The 21,512-nt window shown below is 72.5% G+C and carries 22 protein-coding genes; 8 read left to right on the top strand and 14 right to left on the bottom strand.

Features of this window, described 5'->3' with window-relative positions:
• Window positions 1-21: 21 nt before the first annotated feature.
• Window positions 22-2,115: an MDR family MFS transporter gene (locus CCZ36_RS30875; RefSeq protein WP_128819055.1), complete on the top strand. Its 2,094-nt coding sequence runs from the start codon at window positions 22-24 to the stop codon at window positions 2,113-2,115.
• A 41-nt stretch (window positions 2,116-2,156) separates the two neighbouring features.
• On the opposite strand, the gene CCZ36_RS30870 is transcribed toward CCZ36_RS30875, so the two are convergent.
• From CCZ36_RS30870 to CCZ36_RS30855, 4 genes are all read right to left on the bottom strand, one after another.
• Window positions 2,157-2,591, bottom strand: a complete 435-nt coding sequence (locus tag CCZ36_RS30870) for a YchJ family protein (protein ID WP_069738156.1) — start codon at window positions 2,589-2,591, stop codon at window positions 2,157-2,159.
• A 114-nt stretch (window positions 2,592-2,705) separates the two neighbouring features.
• Window positions 2,706-3,515, bottom strand: coding sequence for an SAM-dependent methyltransferase (locus CCZ36_RS30865; protein ID WP_069741253.1), 810 nt, complete (start codon window positions 3,513-3,515; stop codon window positions 2,706-2,708).
• A 41-nt stretch (window positions 3,516-3,556) separates the two neighbouring features.
• Window positions 3,557-3,793 carry a DUF397 domain-containing protein gene (locus CCZ36_RS30860; protein WP_069738154.1) on the bottom strand — a complete coding sequence of 79 codons (237 nt, stop codon included), beginning with the start codon at window positions 3,791-3,793 and terminating at the stop codon, window positions 3,557-3,559.
• The gene (locus CCZ36_RS30855) at window positions 3,793-4,653 is read right to left on the bottom strand and encodes a helix-turn-helix domain-containing protein (RefSeq protein WP_069738153.1); all 861 of its coding nucleotides are present in this window, start codon (window positions 4,651-4,653) and stop codon (window positions 3,793-3,795) included. The genes CCZ36_RS30860 and CCZ36_RS30855 overlap by 1 nt, the downstream gene beginning before the upstream one ends.
• Window positions 4,654-4,859: 206 nt before the next feature.
• Here CCZ36_RS30855 and CCZ36_RS30850 point away from each other — a divergent pair, with 206 nt between their 5' ends.
• Together CCZ36_RS30850 and CCZ36_RS30845 are read left to right on the top strand one after the other, a co-directional pair.
• A complete protein-coding gene (locus CCZ36_RS30850; RefSeq protein WP_069738152.1) occupies window positions 4,860-5,336 on the top strand; it encodes an ATP-binding protein in 477 nt (158 codons plus the stop codon).
• A complete protein-coding gene (locus CCZ36_RS30845; RefSeq protein WP_069738151.1) occupies window positions 5,330-5,767 on the top strand; it encodes a hypothetical protein in 438 nt (145 codons plus the stop codon). The genes CCZ36_RS30850 and CCZ36_RS30845 overlap by 7 nt, the downstream gene beginning before the upstream one ends.
• A gap of 143 nt (window positions 5,768-5,910) precedes the next feature.
• On the opposite strand, the gene CCZ36_RS30840 is transcribed toward CCZ36_RS30845, so the two are convergent.
• The 8 genes from CCZ36_RS30840 to CCZ36_RS30805 form a co-directional block, all read right to left on the bottom strand.
• Entirely contained in the window at window positions 5,911-7,257 is a 1,347-nt protein-coding gene (locus CCZ36_RS30840) for a 6-phospho-beta-glucosidase (protein WP_069738220.1), read from the bottom strand.
• A gap of 115 nt (window positions 7,258-7,372) precedes the next feature.
• A complete protein-coding gene (locus CCZ36_RS30835) occupies window positions 7,373-8,929 on the bottom strand; it encodes a cytochrome P450 (protein WP_128819054.1) in 1,557 nt (518 codons plus the stop codon).
• Window positions 8,930-9,077: 148 nt separating this feature from the next.
• Window positions 9,078-9,692: a GTP-binding protein gene (locus CCZ36_RS30830; protein ID WP_069740681.1), complete on the bottom strand. Its 615-nt coding sequence runs from the start codon at window positions 9,690-9,692 to the stop codon at window positions 9,078-9,080.
• Complete coding sequence (locus CCZ36_RS30825; protein WP_030711754.1) at window positions 9,673-10,044, bottom strand: DUF742 domain-containing protein; 372 nt, start codon at window positions 10,042-10,044, stop codon at window positions 9,673-9,675. The genes CCZ36_RS30830 and CCZ36_RS30825 overlap by 20 nt, the downstream gene beginning before the upstream one ends.
• On the bottom strand, window positions 10,041-10,448 hold the full coding sequence (locus CCZ36_RS30820) for a roadblock/LC7 domain-containing protein (protein WP_006128841.1): 408 nt from the start codon (window positions 10,446-10,448) through the stop codon (window positions 10,041-10,043). The genes CCZ36_RS30825 and CCZ36_RS30820 overlap by 4 nt, the downstream gene beginning before the upstream one ends.
• Window positions 10,445-12,073, bottom strand: coding sequence for a sensor histidine kinase (locus CCZ36_RS30815; RefSeq protein WP_128819053.1), 1,629 nt, complete (start codon window positions 12,071-12,073; stop codon window positions 10,445-10,447). Before CCZ36_RS30815 ends, CCZ36_RS30820 begins: the two co-directional genes overlap by 4 nt.
• Window positions 12,074-12,538: 465 nt before the next feature.
• Window positions 12,539-13,045 (bottom strand): MarR family winged helix-turn-helix transcriptional regulator, encoded by a 507-nt coding sequence (locus tag CCZ36_RS30810; protein WP_069740679.1) that lies wholly within the window; start codon window positions 13,043-13,045, stop codon window positions 12,539-12,541.
• Window positions 13,042-14,757, bottom strand: a complete 1,716-nt coding sequence (locus tag CCZ36_RS30805; protein WP_128819052.1) for an FUSC family protein — start codon at window positions 14,755-14,757, stop codon at window positions 13,042-13,044. Before CCZ36_RS30805 ends, CCZ36_RS30810 begins: the two co-directional genes overlap by 4 nt.
• 135 nt (window positions 14,758-14,892) lie before the next feature.
• On the opposite strand from CCZ36_RS30805, the gene CCZ36_RS30800 reads away from it, so the two are divergent.
• From CCZ36_RS30800 to CCZ36_RS30785, 4 genes are all read left to right on the top strand, one after another.
• A complete protein-coding gene (locus CCZ36_RS30800; protein WP_069740348.1) occupies window positions 14,893-15,324 on the top strand; it encodes a hypothetical protein in 432 nt (143 codons plus the stop codon).
• Window positions 15,325-15,454: 130 nt separating this feature from the next.
• Complete coding sequence (locus tag CCZ36_RS30795) at window positions 15,455-16,105, top strand: DUF3105 domain-containing protein (protein ID WP_069742281.1); 651 nt, start codon at window positions 15,455-15,457, stop codon at window positions 16,103-16,105.
• Entirely contained in the window at window positions 16,102-16,758 is a 657-nt protein-coding gene (locus tag CCZ36_RS30790; protein ID WP_069742280.1) for a DUF305 domain-containing protein, read from the top strand. The genes CCZ36_RS30795 and CCZ36_RS30790 overlap by 4 nt, the downstream gene beginning before the upstream one ends.
• A gap of 90 nt (window positions 16,759-16,848) precedes the next feature.
• Window positions 16,849-18,096, top strand: a complete 1,248-nt coding sequence (locus CCZ36_RS30785) for an ROK family protein (RefSeq protein WP_069740351.1) — start codon at window positions 16,849-16,851, stop codon at window positions 18,094-18,096.
• A gap of 99 nt (window positions 18,097-18,195) precedes the next feature.
• Here the strand turns inward: CCZ36_RS30785 and xylA are convergent, their stop codons facing one another.
• On the bottom strand, window positions 18,196-19,362 hold the full coding sequence (gene xylA, locus CCZ36_RS30780; protein ID WP_069740352.1) for a xylose isomerase: 1,167 nt from the start codon (window positions 19,360-19,362) through the stop codon (window positions 18,196-18,198).
• 276 nt (window positions 19,363-19,638) lie between these two features.
• Between xylA and xylB the strand changes: the two genes are divergently transcribed.
• A complete protein-coding gene (gene xylB / locus CCZ36_RS30775; protein WP_128819051.1) occupies window positions 19,639-21,123 on the top strand; it encodes a xylulokinase in 1,485 nt (494 codons plus the stop codon).
• Between the two features lie 4 nt (window positions 21,124-21,127).
• On the opposite strand, the gene CCZ36_RS30770 is transcribed toward xylB, so the two are convergent.
• Entirely contained in the window at window positions 21,128-21,334 is a 207-nt protein-coding gene (locus CCZ36_RS30770) for a hypothetical protein (RefSeq protein WP_128819050.1), read from the bottom strand.
• Between the last annotated feature and the right edge of the window lie 178 nt (window positions 21,335-21,512).

The raw sequence follows: 21,512 nt of genomic DNA, 5'->3' as shown, positions 1-21,512 counted from the left end.
GAGGGGTGTGAGGGTGCAGGGGTGACGACTGCCAGCGAGCAAGCCCCCGCCGCGCAGAGTGCCGCCGCGCCGCCGCCCGTCCTCGACCGGCGGCGGCGCAACATCGTCTTCGCGACGATCGTGCTCGGCATGCTGCTCGCGGCACTGGACCAGACGATCGTGGGCACGGCTCTGCCGACGATCGTGTCGGACCTGGGCGGCGCCTCGCACATGTCGTGGGTGGTCACCGCGTATCTGCTGGCCGAGACGGTGGCCACCGTGCTGGTCGGCAAGTTCGGCGACCTGTTCGGGCGGAAGCTGGTCTTCCAGGTCTCGGCGATCATCTTCATCACGGGTTCGTTCCTGTGCGGCCTCGCCTCGGACATGCTGCTGCTGATCATCTGGCGCGGTATGCAGGGCATCGGCGCGGGCGGTCTCATGGTCACCTCGATGGCGCTGATCGCGGATGTGATCCCGCTGCGCGAACGGGGCAAGTACCAGGGTGCGATCGGGGCGGTCTTCGGTATCTCCACCGTGATCGGGCCGCTGCTCGGCGGGCTGTTCACGGACCATCTGACCTGGCGCTGGGCGTTCTACGTCAATGTGCCGATCGCCGTCGTGGTGGTCATCGCCGCCGCCCGGAACATCCCCTCGGTGAAGGCGGCGGGCCGCCCGTCCATCGACTACACCGGTATCGCGCTGGTCAGCGTCGGGGCCAGCGCGCTGATCCTGGCGACGAGCTGGGGCGGCAACGAGTACGCCTGGGGCTCGGCCGTGATCATCGGCCTCTTCGTCGGCGGCCTGATCGCGCTCGCTCTGTTCTGTGTCGTGGAGACGCGGGCGAAGGAGCCGATGCTGCCGATGCGGCTGTTCCGGAACCCCGTCTTCACTGTCTGCTCGATCCTCAGCTTCATCGTCGGTTTCGCGATGCTCGGCTCGATGATCTTCCTCCCGACCTATCTCCAGTACGTGGACGGGGACTCGGCGACGCTGTCGGGGGTGCGGACGCTGCCGCTGGTCGCCGGTCTGCTGGCCGCCTCGATCTTCAGCGGCAACGTGGTGAGCAAGACGGGCCGCTACCGCGTCTTCCCGATCGTGGGGACACTGGTGATGGCGGCCGGGCTGTTCCTGCTGTCCCGGATGGGGCCGGGGACCGGCGTCTGGCTGGAGTCCCTCTACATGGTGGTCCTGGGGCTCGGCATCGGCCTGGCCATGCAGGTGCTGACCATCGCCGTGCAGAACACCGTCGACTACGAGGACCTGGGCACGGCGACCTCGGGCGTGACGTTCTTCCGTACGCTGGGCAGCGCCTTCGGCACGGCGGTGTTCGGCACCATCTACGCCAACGCGCTGAAGCCGAACCTCACCGACGGCGTCGCACGGGCGGTCGCGGCGGGCGGCGATCCGGCGATCCTGGCCGATGCCTCGCAGAGCCCGCAGGCCCTGCACGCGCTGCCCGCCGCCCAGTCGGAGCCGCTGGCCCAGGCCTACGCGGACACCCTGCACACGGTGTTCCTGTGGACGGTGCCGATCGCCCTGATCGGCTTCGTCATCGCGCTGTTCCTCAAGGAGGTCAAGCTGCGGGACTCGGCCCGGCTCGGGTCGACGGACATGGGCGAGGGCTTCGCCCAGCCGGGCAGCGGGGACTCGGCGAAGGTCCTGGAGTACTCCGTGGCCACGATCCTGCACAGCGCGGGTCCGGAGACCGCCCGGCGGATCACCGCCGAGTCCGACACCCGGCTCGACATGGCGGGGGCCTGGGCGGTGATGCAGGTGGACCTGTTCACCAGGATGGTCGGCCACGCGGGCCTCGGGCTGATCGCGGCCCGGCACCGCATTCCGCCGGAGGTCCTGGTGCCCGTCTTCGACCGCATGATCGAGGAGGGTTATCTGACGGGCGACGGCCGGATCTTCTCGCACACGGCGGCGGGCCGGCGGGAGGCGGCGGTGATCTCCGACGCCTGGGGCCGCTGGCTCAACGACCGCCTGGCCGAGGACGGCGCACGCCCCGACGACCTTCAGCTGAGGGCCACCGTGGACGTGATCGCCAAGCGGCTGCTGGCGGAGGACCTGGCCCAGGAGCTGTCCCCCGCGGCCGGCTCCGGCGGATCGTCGCGGGTGGGGGCCCCGGTCTGACCCGTACGCCCCGGGGCCGGCCCGACGCCTGACCGCCGGGGTCAGTCGACGAAGACCGCCGTCGCGTAGACCCAGGCGCCCTCGTGCCGGACGAAGCGGCTCTTCTCGTGGAGGGAGTCGGGGCGGCCGTCGTCGGTGTAGTGGGCGCGGAAGGTGACCGTTCCGGTGGAATGGAAGGCGCTGCCCTCGGTGGTGTCCAGGATCTCCAGGCCCACCCAGCGCATCGACGGGTCGAAGTCGACGCCGGGCGGCCGGGTCTCGGGGTGCCAGGTGCGCAGCAGGTACGCCGCGTCCTGGACGACGAAGGCCGCGTACCGGGAGCGCATCAGGGCCTCGCAGGTCGGCGCGGCGGCGCTGCCGGAGTGAAACCGGCCGCAGCACTCCCCGTAGGCGGCGGGCAGGCCGCAGGGGCAGGGGGAGGCGGGGGTGATCCTCGGGGCGGCGGTTCCCCGGGGCCGGGAGGTGCGTCGTTCCATGGGTCCATTGTGACGCGTGCCGGCGGACACCCGCGTACGGGCACCGGCGTACGAGCCGTGCCGCACCGCCGTCCGCCCGCCCCGTGCGTGGGCCCGACGGTGGCGCGGCACACGTCAGGGCTTGCGCGCGACGCCCGCGTAGCCGGGAATCGGCTCATCGCCGGGCACGTCGACGACCTCGCCGAGTTCGGGGTGCCAGTCGGCCGAGAGCGAGACTCCCGGTTCGACCAGTTCGAGGCCGTGGAAGAACGCCGTGAGTTCGGCGCGGCTGCGGGGGCGCAGCGTCATCCCGCGCGCCTTGTACATGGCCCGGGCCTGCGCCGCGCCTTCGGGGTTGAAGTCGCCGGTGGTGTGCGAGAGCACCAGATAGCTGCCGGAGGGAAGCTGTTCGACCAGCTTGTCCACCAGGGCGGCCGCGCCGTCCTCGTCGTCGATGAAGTGCAGCAGGGCCAACAGGGAGAGGGCTACCGGCTGCTCGAAGTCCAGCACCTTGCCGGCCTCGGCGAGGATCGTCTCCGGTTTGCGGGCATCCGCCTGGATGTACTCGGTGGCCCCCTCGGGCGTCGAGCGGAGCAGGGCCGCCGCGTGGGCCAGCACGATCGGGTCGTTGTCGCAGTAGACGACGCGCGCCTCGGGAGCGGCCTGCTGGGCGATCTGGTGGAGGTTCGGCTCGGTGGGTATGCCGGTGCCGATGTCGAGGAACTGGCGCACGCCGTGCTCGGAGAGCCAGCGGGTCGCCCGGTGCATGAAGGCACGGTTGACCCGTGCCATGTCGCGGCCCCGCGCGTCCAGGGTGAGCAGCTGTCGCGCCATCTGTTCGTCGACCGGGTAGTTGTCCTTGCCGCCGAGGAACCAGTCGTACATACGGGCCGGGTGCGGCTTGCTGGTGTCGATCCCGATGGAGTGGGGTTCGTGCCCGGTCATGGCGCGCTCCGTGGTCAGAGGTCCGTGGATGAGGGTGGGTGTCAGGTGAGCAGGAAGTCGGCCTGGCCGGCCTTGGCGCCCTGGATGAACGCGGCGATCTCACCGTTGGAGTAGATGAGGGCGGGGCCGTCGGGGTCGGCGGACTGGCGGACGGCGACCCGCCCGTCGGCGAGCTTCATGGCTTCGATGCAGTTGCCGCCGTTCCCGCCGCTCCACGGCTTGTGCCAGCCTTCGGAGCCCAGGTCACCGGCAGGCATGCCGTTGTATATGTGGTCCATCACAGCTCCTTGCGGAAGTCCCGGAGGATTTCCTTCGTGCGTTGTGCAGTTGCGGCCTGAGCCGCCATGCGGTCCATGACTTCGAGGTAGGAGGCCACCTCGGGGCGGGCGTCGAAGTAGACGGCACCGGTCAGGTACTCGCTGTAGACCATGTCGGGGAGTTCGGGGACGGCGAACCGGAAGAGGACGAACGGGCCATAGGTCCCCGGGTGGTGGCCGGTGGCGAACTCTGCGATCTGCAGAGTGACATGGGGAAGCTCCGTGGCCTCCAGCAGCTTGTCGGTCTGCCCGCGCATCACCTGCGCGCTCTCGACGGGCCGCCGCAGAACGGTCTCGTCCATGATCACCCAGAGCCGGGGGGCGTCCTCCTTGGCCAGCAGGGACTGCCGCTCCATCCGCAGCGCCACATGGCGCTCGATGTCCTCGGGCCGGGTCTGGCCGACCGCTCCGGTCCGCATCACGGAGCGCGCGTAGTCCTCGGTCTGGAGCAGGCCGGGCACGAAGTGCGGCTCGTACATGCGCAGCAGGCTCGCGGCGCCCTCCAGGCTGACGTACATGCTGAACCAGTCGGGCAGCACGTCGTGGAAACGCTGCCACCAGCCCGGCCGGTTCGCCTCCTCCGCCAGGTCGACGAAGGCCTCGGCCTCCTGGTCGGCGACTCCGTACGCCTTCAGCAGCAGCTGGACGTAGGGGATCTTCAGGCCGACCTCGGCCGTCTCCATTCTGCGTATCGTCGCGGGGGCGACCCGGAGGACCTTCGCCGCCTGGTCACGGGTCAGGCCGACACGCTCGCGCAGATCCTGCAGGCGCTTGCCGAGAACGACCTGGCCCACGGTCGGGGCGGACCGCGGTTCGCTCACTTCAGACCTCCCCATGCGCTGTTTTGCGAGCAGTGTGCCATGCGTGCACCCCCAACGACACAGTCACTCTGGAAATTTCAGAGTGCCCCTTGCCAAGTGTCATCGTCAGGAGGAGAGTTGACTCCCGAACCAGTTCGCTCAGTCATGCCCGCCCCCAGCACCCGGGGAACGAAGCGTGACGCAGCCCCCACTGTGAGGAATCGGTCGTGGCACCTGGCAGTGCGCTCATCCCCCGGCTCATGGACCTCAGCCCCGGGACGGAGGCGCTCCGTTACTGCTTCGCGCTGCCGGCGCACCCCGAGTCGGTGGCCGGTGCGCGGGAGCTGACGCGGGCCCGGCTGGACGCGTGGAAGCTGGACCAGGACGCCTGTGACGCGGCGGTCCTCGTCGTCTCCGAGCTGGTGACCAACGTGATCGTGCACACCGCGAGCACCCGGGTGGTCTGCGAACTGAGCCGGTTCGGCAGACGACTGCGGATAGCCGTGCAGGACCAGGGCCACCAGCCCTGCGGTCCGCGGCTGCGCCCCTCGTCCGACGACGAGCACGGCCGTGGTCTGCTGCTCGTCGACGCGATGAGCAGCGCCTGGGGATCGCACGACGCGGGGGACGCCTCCGGGCGCATCGTCTGGGCGGAGCTGCCGCACGGGGTCGAGCAGCTGGCCGGCGCGGAGCGGGCGTGTTGAGGAACGCACTGGCCCGGCTGCGCGCGGCGCACCGGGGCCGGACGCCCGAACAGGTCCGCGGAGGCCGGGTGCGGCTGGCGCTGCCGGCGTCGATGTCGGCCACTCTGGGGTGCGACGCGGTCGGGGTGCCCGCCCGGCACGGATTCCGCCTCATGTCCCATCTGCCGCGCACCGGCTGTGTCTTCGCCGACGCGGACCGCTGGTGGTGGATCGTCCCCGCCGGCTCCGACCTCGATCTGGACTGGCCGGAGCAGGTGACGTACGCACGCGATGCGGCCGTGCCCGGCGGTCGGCCCCGGTTGATCCACTCACCGGACGCCCTCACCCCGTACACCCCGCCCATTCCGCTGTTCCTGATGGTCTGCCAGGTGACGGGGGTGGCCCCGAGCTGGGCCTCCCCGGGTACGCGGAGCGTCGTGTCCGCGCCGTAGCGGCCTCGGTGACCGGGCACAGAGCCCGCGACCGAACGAGCCGGGCCCGGTCAGGTCGGGCCCGTCTCGTTCGGTCGTGTCGTTCGGTCGTGTCGTTCGGTCGTGTCGTTCGGTCGTGTCGTTCGGTCGTGCTTGCGGCCCGGTCAGGCCCGGTCGAGGTACGCGAGCCCCGGGTGGACCTCGGTGTACCGATCCAGCAGCCGCCGGGCCACCGTCACGGAGTCCACCAGCGGGTGCAGGGCGAAGGCCTGGACGGCCGTCGCGCGGGATCCGCTCTCCGCCGCCTCCAGCACCGCCCGCTCCACGGCCTTCACCGCGGTGACGAGGCCGACCGCGTGGTACGGCAGTGGCGAGACGGACACCGGGTGGGCCCCGTTGGCGTCGACGAGGCAGGGCACCTCGACGACGGCGTCCGCGTCCAGGACCGGAAGGGTGGTGCGGTTGCGGACGTTGAGGATCAGCGAGGTGCGCTCGTTGCGGGCGACGGCCCGCATGAGGGCGAGCGCGACCTGTTCGTAGCCACCGGACTCCAGATCGCTCGCCTCCCGCGCCCCCGCCCCGGCGACCTCGCGGTTCTCCGCCATGTACGTCGCCTCGCGTTCGGCGCGGGTGCGGTCCCAGGTCTCCCGGGCGGGCGTGCCGGGTTCGCGCATCCGGGCGTAGAAGCCCTCCTGCTGGTCCTGGAGGAACGCGCCCCGGGTCCGCTCCGCCTTCTGGTAGGCGCGTACGGCCTCGCGGTTGACGTAGTAGTAGTGCAGGTACTCGTTGGGGATCGCGCCCAGCGACCGGAGGAGTTCCGCGCCGAAGAGGCGGCCCTCCTCGAAGGATTCGAGGAGCTTCGGGTCGTCGAGCAGCCGGGGCAGTTCGTCGCGCCCGTCGACGTACAGCCCTCGCACCCAGCCGAGGTGGTTGAGCCCGGCGTAGTCGATCCAGGCCCGGTCCGGGTCGGCCCCCAGGACTCGGGCGATGCGCCGCCCGAGCCCGACCGGCGAGTCGCAGATCCCGATGACCCGGTCGCCCAGGTGCCGGGACATGGCCTCGGTGACCAGGCCCGCCGGGTTGGTGAAGTTGATGACCCAGGCCCTCGGGGCGAGCCGGGCGATGCGCCGGGCGAGGCCGAGGGCGACGGGGACGGTGCGCAGCCCGTACGCGATGCCTCCGGCGCCGACGGTCTCCTGGCCGAGCACGCCCTCGTCGAGGGCCACCCGTTCGTCGGCGGCGCGGCCGGCGAGCCCACCGACCCGGATGGCGGAGAAGACGAAGTCGGCGCCGCGCAGCGCCTCGTCGAGCTCCGTGGTGGCGACGACGACGGGGGCGTCCGCGATGCCCCGGCCCTGTTCCGCGAGGACGCGGGCGACGGCGGTGAGCCGGTCGGCGTCGGTGTCGTACAGCGTGACCCGGGAGACGCGCCCCTCGGCGTGATCGCCGAGGAGGGCCCCGTACACGAGAGGCACCCGGAATCCGCCACCGCCAAGAATTGTCAGCTTCACGCTGCTCGATGGTACGGGCGGCCGGAGCCGTGCGGGGCGGGCCGCGCCCGGCCCGGTGCGCGAGGCGGCGGCGCCGGGCCCGTGGGCGTGACCCGGGGCCGCCGCGGCCGGAGCGTCAGTAGCCGTTCCACCAACGGGTGACGGCCTGCCAGAGCCGTGCGGGAGCGGCCGGGCGGCGCTGGCGCGGGACCGTCGCGACCGGGGCCGTCTCGGGGGCGGGGGTGGCGGGGACCGGCTGGGCCGCGGGGGGCGCGGCGGCCGGGGCGTGGCCGGGCTGCGCTCCGGTCGGCGTCTCGTGCTCGGGCTCGGGGACGGCCCTGGCCGGGGAGGAGATCTCCCAGGCATCGGCCGGGCGGGGGGCGCGGGCCATCACGGAGAGCGGGTCGGCGTCCAGCTTCTGCTGAGGGCTGGGGGCGAACGTCACGGGCAGCTCGACCAGGTGGCGGGACATGATGTTGCCGACCCAGCGCAGCTCGCTCTCCCCCACCCCGAGCTCCAGGTCGGGCAGGCGCATCAGCAACGCGTCGACGCCGACGTCGGCGATGGCGCGGCCGATGTCCTGCCCCGGGCACTCGTGGGGGCCGCCGCTGAAAGCGAGGTGGGCGCGGTTGCCGCCCATGTCGGCGTTCAGGTCGGGGCGGACGGTGGGGTCGGTGTTGGCCGGGGCGATCCCCACGAGGAGGGCGTCGCCCGCCTTGATCTGCTGGCCGCCCAGCTCGGTGTCGCCGACGGCCCAGCGGCCGAAGACGGCGGTGAACGGCGGCTCGTCCCACAGGGTCTGCTCGACGGCTTCGGGGACGGTCATGTGCCCGCCGCTGAGCCGGGCGCGGAAGCGCGGGTCGGTGAGGACCATGCGCAGCACGTTGGCGATGAGGTTGGCCGTGGACTCGTACGCGGCGATGAGGATGAGGCGCAGGTGCTCGACGACCTCGATGTCGGTCATCGTGGCGGGGTGCTCGACCAGCCAGCTGGCGAAGTCGTGGGCCGGTTCGGCGCGGCGGCGCTCGACGAGGCGGGTCAGCACGGCCACGATGTGGGCGTTGCTGGCCACGGCGGTCTCGGTGCCGCGGGTCATGTCGCGGGCGGCCTGGACGAGGCGCTCGTCGTACTCCTCGGGCATGCCGAAGATCGCGCACATCACCATCATCGGCAGGTGCTCCGCGAACTGGCCGACCAGGTCGGCGGTGCCCTTCTCGCAGAAGTCGTTGACGAGGCGGTTACTGAACCGGTTGATGTGGCGGCGCACCCCGCGGGTGTCGATCCGCTCCATGCTGTCGGTGACCGCGCCGCGCTGCCGCTCGTGCTTGGCGCCGTCGGCGAAGACGCAGACGGGCTGCCAGGTGAAGATCGGGGCGAGCGGGTGGTCGGGGGCGACGCTGCCGTCCTGGAGGGCGCGCCAGCGCCGCGAGTCCCGCGAGAACTGGGACGGCGTACGGGTGAGGTGGAGGTTCTCGCTGTGGCCGAGGACGAGCCAAGCGGGGACGTCGCCGTGGAGCAGGACGGGGGCGACCGTGCCGTGTTCGGCGCGGAGCTTGTCGTAGAGGCCCGCGGGGTTGTTCTCCGCCTCGGGGCCGTAGAGCCGGCGCAGTCCGCCGGGGCCGATGTCGAGGTTGTGGGCCGGGCACTGGGGCGGGGGCACGGCTCCGGGCTCGTGGTGGAACGGGGTTGTCACAGGGGCTCCAGGGATCAGGATTCCAGGGCTGGTGCGCAGACGGGCGGGCGGGACGGGGCGTCCGGGTGCGGACCGGGCCGGGGGCGTACGCCGGGGGACGGCGCGCGCCCCCGGGGCGGTCCCGTCGCCGGGCCCGGGGGCGGGGGTGTCAGGCGAGGGGGACGGCCAGGCTGTGCAGGTAGCGCATCAGGGTCATCAGCACATCGCGGCTGGAGGCCCGCAGCCGGGCGTCGCAGTCGATCATCGGGACCTCGTCCGGCAGGTCGAGGGCGTTGCGCAGGGCCTCGACCGGGTGGTGCGGCGCGTCGGGGAAGGTGTTCACGGCCACCACGAACGGCACTCCGCGCTCCTCCAGTCGTCCGATGACGTCGAAGCTGACTTCGAGCCGTCGCGTGTCGATGAGGACGACCGCGCCGAGGGCACCTTCGAAGAGGCCGTTCCACAGGAACCAGAAGCGCTCCTGGCCGGGGGTGCCGAACAGGTAGAGGATCAGTTCCTCGCTGAGGCTGATCCGGCCGAAGTCCATGGCGACGGTGGTGGCGGTCTTCGTCTCCACCCCGGCGTTGTCGTCCACGCCGACGCCGGCCTGGGTCATGGTTTCTTCGGTCGTCAGCGGCCGGATCTCGCTCACCGAGCCGACCATGGTCGTCTTGCCGACGCCGAACCCTCCGACGATCACGACCTTCACCGCGGCCGTGGCCGTGGTGGGGAGGACGTCCTCGGTGCGGGGTCCGGTGATCGTGTCAGAGCTTCTGAAGTCCATGCATCACCGCTTCGAGAAGGGACCGGTCGGGGAGAGTGGCGCGGACGATCGGCGCGCGCGACTCGATGAGCTCGGTGGCGAGGAGATCGCTCAGGAGCGAGGTGACCACGCTGAACGGCAGACCGAGGTAGGCCGAGATCTCGGCGACGGACAGCGGGGCCTGGCAGAGCCGCAGGATCGCGGCCTGTTCGGGCTGGAACGTCGGCGACGGCTCCGCCTGCGCGACGACCATCGTGACCAGGTCGAGCGCGGCCCGTTCGCTGTCGTCGAGATCGCCGGTGATCACGTACAGCCGTTCCGGATCGAGGAGATCCGGGTCGGCCTTACGGCGTTCTCGTCGAGGTCCACTCATCCGGACTGCCCGCCGTGGCGGGGCGGGCTGGTCAGGTGGGCTCCGATCCGCACGACCATGTCCCGCATCCGGGCCCCGACGAGTCCGGCGTCCACGGTCTCGCCGGCCAGGACCGCGAGATACGCGCCGGTGCCGGCCGCCATCAGGTAGAAGAACCCGCCCGTGACCTCGATGACCACGAGCTTCATCAGTCCGTCGCTGTACGGGATCTCGGTGGCCACCGCGGCGGCCAGGCTCTGGAGTCCGGCACAGGCCGCGGCGAGCCGGTCGGCGACGTCGGGGTCGCCGCCGTGCATCGCGATGCGCAGGCCGTCCGACGAGAGCACCACGATCTGGTGGATGCTCGGAACGTCGTCGGCCAGCTCCTTGAGCATCCAGTCCATGTTTCCCCGCTGCTGGATCACTTCAGGTCTCCCTTGTCCCACGCGTCATCGGAGTCTTCGCCGTGCTTTCGTTCCTGCGGTACGCCGTTGACGGCCTTGGTGAAGGCCTCCAGCCAGAGGCCGGGGGGCTTCTCCTCGCCGCGTCCGCCGTCCGTGCCGTCGCCCGGGCCGGGTTGGAAGCCGTTCGCGGGGGCCGGGGGCGGCGGGGGCTGCTGCGGGAGGTTGTGCGAGCCGAGCGGGGCACGGCCCCGGCTGCGGCGCTGCGGCAGCCCGTTCTCGGTCCACTCGGTGACCACGGGAACGTCGTCCTCCATGGCGGCCGCGGGAGCGGCCGGGCGCGCGACCGCCGCGGGGGCCGGTGCGGCCACGGACGGCACGGGGCCGGTGGCGGCGGGCTTGGGCTTGCGCTTGCCGGGCGGCGGCACCACGTGCTGGAGCTGCGACATGTCCAGGGAGCTGGTGGGCCGGGAGGTCGCGCCGATGCCGTGGGCGATGCCCGGGGCGGGCCCGGTCGTGATCATCTCGCGCGGCACGATGAGGACGGCGCGGACGCCCCCGTACGCCGACTGACGCAGCGACACCTGGAGCTGGTACATGCGGGAGAGCCGGCCGACGACGGCCATGCCGAGGCGCGGGGACTCCCCGAGGTCGTTCATGTTGATGCCGGCCTGGGCCTGGGCGAGCATGTTCTCGGCGCGGGCGCGGGCCTCCTCACTGAGACTGACGCCGCCGTCCTCGATCTCGATGGCGATGCCGGTCTGCACCTCGACCGCGGTGACGTGCACCCGGGTCTGGGGCGGCGAGTAACGGGTCGCGTTGTCGAGGAGCTCGGCGCAGGCGTGGATGAGCGGTTCGACCGAGGTGCCGACGATGGCGACCTTGGCGATCGAGTGCAGATCGACGCGCTGGTACTCCAGGATGCGGGACATCGCGCCGCGCAACACGCTGAACAGCGGTACGGGCTTGGGCCACTGGCGGCTGGGGCGGGCGCCGCCGAGCACGGCGATGGAGTCGGCGAGGCGGCCGATCAGCGCGGTGCCGTGGTCGATGCGCAGCAGGTCGTCGAAGACCTCGGGGTTACGCCCGTAGTGGTCCTCCATCTCCCGCAGTTCACTGGCCTGGCGGTGCACGATCGCCTGGACGCGGCGGGCGACGCTGACGAAGGCGCGCTGGGCGGAGTCACGCCGGGCCTCCTCGTTGTCGATGACTTCGAGGACCTGGTAAATCTGCTCGCGCAGCGCCTTGGGCAGATGGCGGTTGGCCGCGTCCGCGTCGACGATGTCGCGCATCACCTCGTCGGGCGAATTGCCCACGCGCAGCCGCCGGATGGCGGCGGGCATGACTTCCTTGGTGAGCCGCACCGTCTCGGCGTCGTGCGAGTGGATGCGGTGTTCCAGGTAGGCGATGCGCTGTTCGTGCTCGGCACGTTGGACGCGCGTGGCGCGTCGGGCGCGGTGGAGCGCCACGGTGAGCACGGCGACCACGAGCGTGGTGATCGCGCCGCACACGGCGACTGGTATCCGCGCGGCCGGTGCGACCAGGGCCGACCCGGCGGCGGTCGCGCCGAGGAGCAGGACCACGGGCAGCAGGACTACGCGGACGACGGGAACTTCTCTGTCGGTCGGCGGTGATTCAACACGGACCATCTAAAACCCTCTGGCGGTTGATTCCGGGATGTATGCGCACGTGAGCGGAGACTTAGGACAAGTGCTCGAATTCATCTCAACTCGACTTCACTGCGCGTGAGCTTAGCCAGATCAGAACAGTGCTTCGGCATATTCACCCAACCCCCTGCGGAAGCCCGCCGGGAGGAATACACTCACCAGTTTTTGCACTGAGCGCTGTGGAACGTGTGCGGGGAGTAGTGGTGGCTGAAAATGGCCCTGCCACTGAGGCGCTGGCAGGCGAAAGGAGGGCATCTGCACCACCGGGCATGCCACCTATCGAGCGAAAACCCCCATCATCTCCCCCTGTCACCACACAGAATCAGCCAGAGGCACAGGTGACCGAACCGGATCGAAAGGAGCGGATTCCCTGCCGACGGAGGGGTGATGGCAAAAATCGGCGCGCTGACGCGCATGCGGAGCCCGCAGCCGATGGAGGGCGCCGGGTCAGCGGCGGGCACCCCCGAGCCGCCCTTCCAGCTGGACGAGCAAGTCGCTCAGCCGGGACGCGAGTTCTTCGCGGCCGGGCTGGTCGAGCCCGGCCAGCACCGAGCGTTCGTACGCCAGTTGCTCGGGCAGCAGCCGGTCGACCAGGGCCCGCCCCTCGTCGGTGAGACGGACATGGGCGACCCGCCGGTCGCGGTCGTCGCCCCGGCGTTCGACGAGGGCGCGGTCCTGGAGGGCGCGCAGCCGTTTGGTGACGGCGGCTCCGGAGGAGAAGGTCTCGCGGGCCAGCTCGCCGGGGGTCAGCTCCCGGTCGGTCCGGCGTACGGCGCCGAGGAGGTCGAATTCGGCGCGGGTGAGCCCGGCGGAGCGCAGCGGGGCGTCCTCCGCCTGCTGGAGCAGGGCGGCGCAGCGGTTGATCCGGCCGATGATCTCCATCGGCCCGGTGTCGAGCTCGGGGTTGACGGCCTGCCACTGCCGGACCACCGAGGCAACGATGTCGTCGGTCACTCCGCTCCGATCGAAGGGGCGTGAGCCATGGGCCCGCGCCGTTGTGCTGTCGCGGCGAGCGTACGGTGTCCGGCCCGCTCGGCCGCGAGAAGACGCTGCTCGGGCAGGGCGCGCTGCCACCATTCGCCCGCGGCGGTGTCACCCGCCTCGCGCAGTTCGACGAGGCTCGCGGTGAGCGCGCGGCGGGCCCGGTCCCGCTCGGTGGGCGCGGCCGCGGGGTCGGCGCCGGCCCGTTCCGCGGCGGCGCGGGCCCGGTCGGTGGCGTCGAGGGCCCGCTCGACCCGGCCCGTGGCCCGCCGGTTGGTGACGAGCGTCGCCGCCAGGAAGCCGGCGGCCGCGCCGAGGACGGTGTCCAGGACCCGGTCGCCGATCAGCTCCCCGGCCGGGTGGGTGCCGCCGAACTCCAGGACCAGCAGGGCCATCGGGGTGACCGCGACGGAGCCGAGCCAGTAGTTGCGGGTGATGAGGGCCTCGGCGGCGAAGCCGAAGAAGAGGCAGCAGCAGACGAGGGCGAGCGGTCCGGTCCGTGAGACCGGCAGCACGACGGCGAAGACGAGCACGCCCAGGAGGTTGCCGAGGGTGCGCTGGAGGGTGCGGTTCCACGACAGGGTGAGGTTGGCCTGGTAGAGGGAGGCGGCGGTGACGATCGCCCAGTAGGGGCGGCCGACGCCGAGCGCGGCGCAGAGGTACCCGGCGAGCGCGCAGCCGATCAGGGTGCGGACGGCGACCGGCAGCAGCGGGGATCCGGGGCCGAGGCCCAGCAGCAAGGCGCGGCGGCCTTCGCGGGCGCGCCGCGCGGCGCGTTCGGCGTCGATCCCGTACAGCTCGTCGGCGGTTCCGGGGGCCGGCGGGGGCGCGGGCACGGGCCCCCGCCCCCGGGTCAGGGCGGCCCAGGCGCGCAGCCGCTCCGGCTCCACCGCCCCGACGCCGGGGCTCGGGGCCACGAAGGCCGCTTCGGCCTGCACCACCAGGCGTTCCAGTGACCGGCGCACGGGGGTGGGGCGGCCGGAGGCGAGCAGGCACTGCCAGGCGGCGTGCACAGCGGCGGCCGCGGCGTTGCGGTGACGCGGGCCGGGGTCGGCGGCACAGACCGCGGCGGCCTCCAGGGCGCGGGCGACGGCCCGGCGTTCGGGCCCCTCACGGCGGACCAGGGCGGGCGCGAGGGTGACCAGCCAGGCGAACGCGCCCGCGCCGAGAGTCAGGGCGAGGTGGCCCGGGATCTGGCCGAGGCGTTGCGGGGCGAAGAGGGCGGCGGAACTGACGAAGGTGAAGATCACATGGCCGGGCGGCCCGATCCGGGCGGCGTCGCACAGCACCTTCTGTACGGCGGCGAGCAGCGCCCCGACCGCGATGAGCACGGCGGTCGAGCCGGTGAGCGACGCGGTGGCCAAGGAGACGGCGAGCCCGGCGGCCATGCCGAGCACCACGCCCGCGACGGCCCGGGCCCGCCGGACGTACGGCAGGCCGTGTCCGTAGAGCGCGCACAGCGACCCGGCCATGGTGTAGATGACCAGGTCCAGCCGGCCCAGGGCCAGAAGCGTCAGATGGGGGACGGCGGAGGCGACGACGACGCTGAGCGCGGGCTTGAACCAGGTGTCCGAGGGCGGCGAGAGCCGGAGGGCCGAGACCGACGGGAGGCCGCGGAGGGCCGGCGGGAGCTTCGGGAGCCTGCGGGCGGAGGTCCGCCCGGGGCGGACAGGTGTATCACTCACCCATATACGTTAACAAGTATTACACCTGTAAAATACTTGACCCCTGTTCCAGCGGCGACGACTCGGGCACACTGTCCCGCGAACGGCGCGACCCACTGTCTTTGAAACTTCACACACCCACTACGATGACGGGCGATGACCAGGGTGAGCACGCGGACCGACCGGCAGCGGTACGGCTCCCGCGCGCCCTTCGCCCTGGGTTGGGTCCTCTTCCTCCTGGCCATGCTCTTCTGCTGCTCGGCCGCCGCGTCGTCCGCCGCCGTGCCGGTCGCCGCGGGTCGGGCCGAGGCGGCCACCGTCCGCACGTTCACCCCGACGCCTGACGCGACCTTCGAACCGGTCGTGCTGGCTTCCGCGCCGGACCGCGGTCCGGGCTCGTCGTGCCACGGGGGTTCGACGCACACGGTGGCCGTCGTGCCTCAGGTGTCGTCCGCGCCCGTTGCCGTTCCCTCGCCCGTGGCCTTCGTCCCCGCCGCCCCGCTCACGGGGGCCGCCGTCATCAGGGGTCCCGCGCACGACGGTGTGCGTTCCGTCGATCAACTGCGCCTTCAGGTCCAACGGATCTAGAGGCCGGGTCCGCTCTCCCGCCGCGTCGCCCCGGCGCCGGTTCACCGGGAGCGGTTTTCCGTATGCCCCGCATCCCTTACCCCCTCATGCACAGACCCCTTGTGCATCGGTTGAACGACGAGGACTTCTCATGGCTTCCGCCAAGAACCAGAACAACCCGGCAGCGGCGCGGCGCGCCAAGCTCGAAGAGGCACGCCGCAAGGAGCGCGCCCGCGAGCGCCGGGTCCGCATCATCACCATCGGCGCGTCGGTGGCCGTGGTCGCCGCCCTGGTCGCCGGAGGCGGCTATCTGATGGTGCAGGCGAACGAGAAGGAGAAGAAGGAGGAGCAGGCCAAGACCTCGCCCGTCACCGGTGAGCGCAGCTGGGACAAGCTGACCCAGGAGCATGTGGCGAACAAGGTCGACTACCCGATGAACCCGCCCGTCGGGGGCGACCACAACCAGGTCTGGATGAACTGCAACGCGGACGTCTACACCGAGGAGATACCGAAGGAGAACGCCGTGCACTCGCTGGAGCACGGCGCGGTCTGGGTGACGTACAACGACAAGGCCTCGGACGCGGACATCGAGGCGCTCACCAAGAAGGTCAAGTCGACCCCGTACTCCCTGATGAGCCCGGTCAAGGACCAGAAGGACCCGCTGATGCTCAGCGCCTGGGGCAAGCAGGTCACGGTCAAGAGCGCCTCGGACGACCGGGTCGACCAGTTCTTCACCAAGTACGTGCAGGGCCCGCAGACTCCTGAGCCGGGGGCCGCCTGCACCGGCGGGCTGGACGGATGACCGCCCTCGCACCCACCCGCTCCACCCGCCGGCTGGTCCTCGCGGGAGCCGCGGTGCTGCTCGTCGCGCTGGGGCTGGTGGCGCTGATGGTCGTCCGCCCCTCCTCGGCCTCCCCGTCCGGGGGGTCGTCGTCGCTGTCGGCGCCGGCGGAGGACTCCGTGGACGCCGGGTTCGCCCGGGACATGGCGATCCACCACCAGCAGGCGGTCGAGATGTCGTTCATCGTGCGGGACCGCACGGACGACGAGGACGTGCGGCGGCTCGCGTACGACATCATCAACACCCAGGCCAATCAGCGCGGCATGATGCTGGGCTGGCTGGAGGTGTGGGGGCTGCCGAAGAGCGCGGCCGGGCCGCCGATGAAGTGGATGGGGCACACCTTCACGCCCACCGACGACGGTTCGCTGATGCCGGGCATGGCGACCGACGCGGAACTGGCGGCACTCGCGGCCGCGAAGGGCGAGAAGGCCGAGGTCCTGTTCCTGCGGCTGATGACCGTGCACCATCGCGCGGGCGCCGACATGGCGCGGGCCGCCGCCGGTGCGGCGAGGACGGATGCCATCCGGAATCTGGCGGAGGGCATGGTCCGGGGCCAGCGGTCGGAGATCGGACTGATGGCGGACATGCTGAAGGACCGGGGCGCCAAGCCCTGATCGCGAGGGGGCGTTCCGGCCGGAGGGCCGGGGCCGCCCCTTCGCGCACCGCCCGTCCCGAGCCCCTCATCACATAGGCTCGGCGACGATATGAAGAGCATCCTCACGCCGCTGGGGCCCAAGGCCGACAAGGACACCGTGCGACGGCACAATCTGAGCCTGGTACTGCGCGCCGTGCGGGACGAGGGCGAGCGCGGCGACGCCACGCGCGCCGGAGTGGCCGCCCGGGTCGGGCTGACCCGGGCCGCGGTGTCCTCGCTCGTCGAGCAGCTGATGGACAGCGGGTTCCTCACCGAGTCGGGGAAGACGTTCAGCGGCCAGGCCGGCCGCCCCGGCACCGCGCTCAAGGTGGCCCGCACCGGTCCGGCCGGGCTCGGCGTGGAGATCAACATCGACTACGTCTCGGTGTGCGTGGTGGATCTGGCGGGCACCGGCCGGGTCCGGCAGACCGAGCACCTCGACAACCGGGGCGCACCCGCCGATGAGTCCCTGGCGCGGGCGGCCCGGCTCGCCGCGCGGACCCTGGAGTCGGCGTACGAGCAGGAGCTGCGTCCGGTGGGCGCGGCGCTGGCGCTGCCGGGTCTCGTCTCCGGCGGATCGGTGCGCCAGGCCCCCAACCTCGGCTGGAACGAGGTCCCGGCGCAGGAGCTGTTCGCCGACGCGCTGGCCGCCCTGCGTCCCGGCCATCCGGCGCTGCCGGTCGCCTCGGAGAACGAAGCCAATCTCGCGGCGCTGGCCGAGCTGTGGTTCGGCGGGCTCGGGGACGTCCGCAGCTTCCTCTATCTGACCGGGGAGATCGGGGTCGGCGGGGCGCTGGTCCTGAACGGCGAACTGCTGCGCGGGGCGCACGGTTTCGCCGGGGAGATCGGCCATGTGGTGGTGGATCCGACGGGTCCGGAGTGCCGGTGCGGGTCGCGGGGGTGTCTGGAGCAGTACGCCGGACAGGCGGCGCTGCTGCGGGCGGCCGGGATCGCGGGGATCGGCGGCGCCTCCGGAGTGCTGGAGCTGGAGCGGCGCGCGGCGGCCCGGGACCCGCGCGCGGTGGCCGCGATCGGTGAAGCGGGCCGCATGCTGGGCCGGGTGCTCTCGGGGGCGGTCAATCTGGTCGACCCGGACGCGGTGGTGCTCGGTGGGATCTACCGGGGCCTGATGCCGTGGCTGGCGCCGCCCGCCGACGAGGAGCTGACGGGCCGGGTGGTGTCGGGCCTCTGGTCGACGGGCAGCGGCCGGCTCCGGGCGTCGTCGGTGGCGGGCGACGCGGCGCGGGGGGCGGCGGCGCTCGTGGTGCAGGACGTGCTGGACGATCCGGTGGCGTACGCGGAGCCGTCGGGCGGGTGAGCGGGGGTCGGGGGGTAAGGGCCTTCCTGGCCCCTGCCCCCCCGCTCGCCGGGGCAGGCGAGCTGCCCCGGCGCGCCCGGTGTGTCTCCCGGTGGTACGTCAGCGGACGGCGAGCAGGTGGTCCATGGCGAGCTGGTCCAGCGCCTCGAAGGCCATACCGCGTTCCGCCGCCGCGTCCACGTCGAACTCCTCGTACGCCGTACGGTCGGCGAGCAGCTCCGCCAGGCCGTCCCCCGCCGTCGGGCGTGCCAGTTCGTCCAGGCGGGAGGCCCGCAGCGCCGCCCGCACCTCGGGGTCGGCGCGGAAGGCCGCGGCCCGCTCCTTGAGGATGAGGTAGTTGCGCATACAGCCCGCGGCCGAGGCCCAGACGCCGTCGTAGTCCTCGGTGCGCGGGGGCTTGAAGTCGAAGTGGCGCGGGCCTTCGTAGCCGCTCTCCAGCAGGTCGACCAGCCAGAACGCCTGGCGCAGGTCGCCCGCGCCGAAGCGCAGGTCCTGGTCGTACTTGATGCCTGACTGGCCGTTGAGGTCGATGTGGAAGAGCTTGTCCGCCCACATGGCCTGGGCGATGCCGTGCGGGAAGTTGAGCCCGGCCATCTGCTCGTGCCCGGTCTCCGGGTTGACCCCGACCAACTCGGGGCGCTCCAGGCGCTCGATGAACGCCAGGGCGTGGCCGATGGTGGGGAGCAGGATGTCGCCGCGCGGCTCGTTGGGCTTGGGCTCGACGGCGAAGCGGAGGTCGTAGCCCTGCTCGGTGACGTACTCGCCGAGGAGGTCGAAGGCCTCCTTCATCCGGTGCAGGGCGAGGCGGACGTCCTTCGCCCCGCCGGACTCGGCACCCTCGCGGCCGCCCCAGGCCACGAACGTCTTCGCGCCCAGCTCGACGGCGAGGTCGATGTTGCGCAGGGTCTTGCGGAGCGCATAGCGGCGTACGTCCCGGTCGTTGGCGGTGAACCCGCCGTCCTTGAACACGGGGTGCGTGAAGAGGTTCGTCGTCACCATGGGCACGACGAGTCCGCTGCTGTCGACCGCCTGCCGGAAGCGCTTGACGATCCTCTCGCGTTCGGTCTCCGGCGCGCCGAAGGGGATCAGGTCGTCGTCGTGGAGGGTCACACCCCAGGCGCCCAGCTCCGCGAGCCGCTGGACCGACTCGACGGGGTCGATGACCGCGCGGGTCGCGTCGCCGAAGGGGTCCCGGCCCTGCCAGCCCACGGTCCACAGGCCGAAACTGAACTTGTCCTCGGGGGTGGGGGTGAAGCGTTCCGTCATCGTCGTCCGACCGCCTTCGCCTGCCGTCGGGACGCCCGGCGGCAAGCCCGGCACCCCTATTTGTTCACTGTCATGACTAATCAAGCACACGGTACCCCGGACAGGGAACCCCTGTGCCGCGAGGGAGGCCCGCGACCCCCCTGTGCAGAGGGCCACGCATCCCGTAATTTGTTCATGCCGAAGCCGAATGACCGGCGCTGCCCCGCACCGCCATCCGGCCCTCGACCCGAGCCTGACCAGCCCCGTGACCAGCTCCTCAGCACGAAAGAGGCCCCCATGCCGTCACCCGCCGTCGTCATCGGCGTGGACAGTTCGACCCAGTCCACCAAGGCAGTCCTCGTCGACGCCGGGACCGGTGAGCAGCTCGCCGTGGGGCGCGCCCCGCATGCGGTCACCGGCGAGGCGGGGGCGCGGGAGAGCGATCCGGAGATCTGGTGGCGGGCGCTGTGCGAGGCGGTGGCCGCCGGGCTGAAGGAGTCCGGCCTCTCCGCCCGCGCGGTCACCGGGATCGCGGTGGCCGGGCAGCAGCACGGACTCGTCGTACTGGACCGGGCGGGCCGCCCGCTGCGCCCGGCGCTCCTGTGGAACGACACCCGCTCCGCGCCGCAGGCCGCCGCGCTCACCGAGGCGCTCGGCGGACCGGAGGCCTGGACGGCGCGGACCGGATCCGTACCGGTGGCGGCCATCACCGCCTCCAAGTGGCAGTGGCTGCGGGAGAACGACCCGGCGAGCGCGGCGGCCGCGGCGGCGATCCGGCTCCCCCACGACTTCCTGACCGAGCGCCTCGCGGGCGTCGCCGCCACCGACCCCGGGGACGCCTCGGGCAGCGGCTGGTACTCCACCGCGGCGGGTGCGTACGACCCTGTCCTGCTGGACCTCCTCGGCCTGGACGCGGCCCTGCTCCCGGAGGTGGCGCCCACCGGGGCGGCCCGGGTCGGTTCGCTCACCGAGGCGGCGGCCCGCGCGCTCGGTCTGCCCGCGGGCATCGCGGTGGCGGCCGGCACCGGCGACAACATGAGCGCCGCCGTGGGCCTCGGGCTGGGCGGGGAGGGGCTGCTGGACCATCCGGCCCTCAGCCTCGGCACCTCCGGCACGGTGTTCGCGGCTTCCCGCACCCGGCCCGCGTCCCCCGCCCTCAACGGGTTCGCCGCCGCCGACGGCACGTACCTCCCGCTGGCCTGCACCCTCAACTGCACGCTCGCCGTGGACAAGGTGGCGGCCCTGCTGGGCCTGGACCGCGAGGACGCGGCACCGGGCGGCGACGCGGTCCTGCTCCCGTACCTGGACGGCGAACGGACCCCGGACCTGCCGGCCGCCTCCGGGCTCCTCACCGGACTGCGCCACCACACGACCCGGCAGCAGGTGCTGGGCGCCGCCTACGAGGGCGCGGCCGTCACCGTCCTGCGCGCCACGGACGAACTGCTGTCGGCCTGCGGCCTCGACCCGGACGCCCCCGAGGTGGCCGCCCGCCCGCTGCGGCTGATCGGCGGCGGAGCCCGGGGCCGGATGTGGGTGGAGACGGTACGCCGCCTCTCCGGCCGCCCGGTCGTCATCCCGGGCAACGGAGAGCTGGTCGCCCTCGGCGCCGCGGCACTGGCCGCATCGGCCGCGGGTGGCGGCGGGCCGGTGGCCCTGGCGACGGCCTGGCAGAAGTCCGGTACGGACCGTCAGCTGCCCCCGGTGGAGAGGGACACGGAGACCTGGGAGCGGGTGGCGTCGGTCCTGGAACAGGCGTCGGGGCCGCTGCTGGGCGGTCCGTGACGTCTCAGCGCATCAGCGTCTCCTCGATCAGGCGTACGGCACGCCGGGTGCCGCCCTCGCCCAGGGCCTCGGCGCGCAGGCGTGCCGAGCTGCGGGCCGTCTCCGGCCGGACCCACCGGCCGGACCCGCCGGCCGGTCCCGGCGTCGGTGTCGGGGCAGGGCCCGACGAGGGTGACCGCCCGGGGCCGGCCTTGTCCGCACTGGGCTGCATGGCCCGGGGAATCAACGCGGGAGTCCGCGCCGGGGTGCCGGGGCAGCCGTTCGTGGTTGACACAGCGGCCCAGGCGGCCACGGCCGGCGCGTTCGCCCGCCCGGCGCCGGGCGACGAGCCCTGAGCACGGGCCGGAGAAGCCGTCCGCGACCAGGGTTCCGGACCCCGAAGCCTCCAG

This window comes from Streptomyces sp. S063 (assembly GCF_002832675.1).
GTDB lineage: Bacteria > Actinomycetota > Actinomycetes > Streptomycetales > Streptomycetaceae > Streptomyces > Streptomyces sindenensis.
The sequence above is the reverse complement of the archived record's forward strand: the minus strand, read 5'-3'. Positions and strand labels throughout refer to the sequence as shown.

Excerpts from the sequence above, each read along its gene's own strand:
- CCZ36_RS30815 (WP_128819053.1), bottom strand. The coding sequence starts at position 12,073 with ATGGTCCGTGTTGAATCACCGCCGACCGACAGAGAAGTTCCCGTCGTC.
- CCZ36_RS30785 (WP_069740351.1), top strand. The coding sequence starts at position 16,849 with ATGAAGAGCATCCTCACGCCGCTGGGGCCCAAGGCCGACAAGGACACC.
- CCZ36_RS30790 (WP_069742280.1), top strand. The coding sequence starts at position 16,102 with ATGACCGCCCTCGCACCCACCCGCTCCACCCGCCGGCTGGTCCTCGCG.
- CCZ36_RS30865 (WP_069741253.1), bottom strand. The coding sequence starts at position 3,515 with ATGACCGGGCACGAACCCCACTCCATCGGGATCGACACCAGCAAGCCG.
- CCZ36_RS30830 (WP_069740681.1), bottom strand. The coding sequence starts at position 9,692 with ATGGACTTCAGAAGCTCTGACACGATCACCGGACCCCGCACCGAGGAC.
- CCZ36_RS30770 (WP_128819050.1), bottom strand. The coding sequence starts at position 21,334 with ATGCAGCCCAGTGCGGACAAGGCCGGCCCCGGGCGGTCACCCTCGTCG.
- CCZ36_RS30795 (WP_069742281.1), top strand. The coding sequence starts at position 15,455 with ATGGCTTCCGCCAAGAACCAGAACAACCCGGCAGCGGCGCGGCGCGCC.
- xylB (WP_128819051.1), top strand. The coding sequence starts at position 19,639 with ATGCCGTCACCCGCCGTCGTCATCGGCGTGGACAGTTCGACCCAGTCC.
- CCZ36_RS30825 (WP_030711754.1), bottom strand. The coding sequence starts at position 10,044 with ATGAGTGGACCTCGACGAGAACGCCGTAAGGCCGACCCGGATCTCCTC.
- CCZ36_RS30870 (WP_069738156.1), bottom strand. The coding sequence starts at position 2,591 with ATGGAACGACGCACCTCCCGGCCCCGGGGAACCGCCGCCCCGAGGATC.
- CCZ36_RS30860 (WP_069738154.1), bottom strand. The coding sequence starts at position 3,793 with ATGGACCACATATACAACGGCATGCCTGCCGGTGACCTGGGCTCCGAA.
- xylA (WP_069740352.1), bottom strand. The coding sequence starts at position 19,362 with ATGACGGAACGCTTCACCCCCACCCCCGAGGACAAGTTCAGTTTCGGC.
- CCZ36_RS30800 (WP_069740348.1), top strand. The coding sequence starts at position 14,893 with ATGACCAGGGTGAGCACGCGGACCGACCGGCAGCGGTACGGCTCCCGC.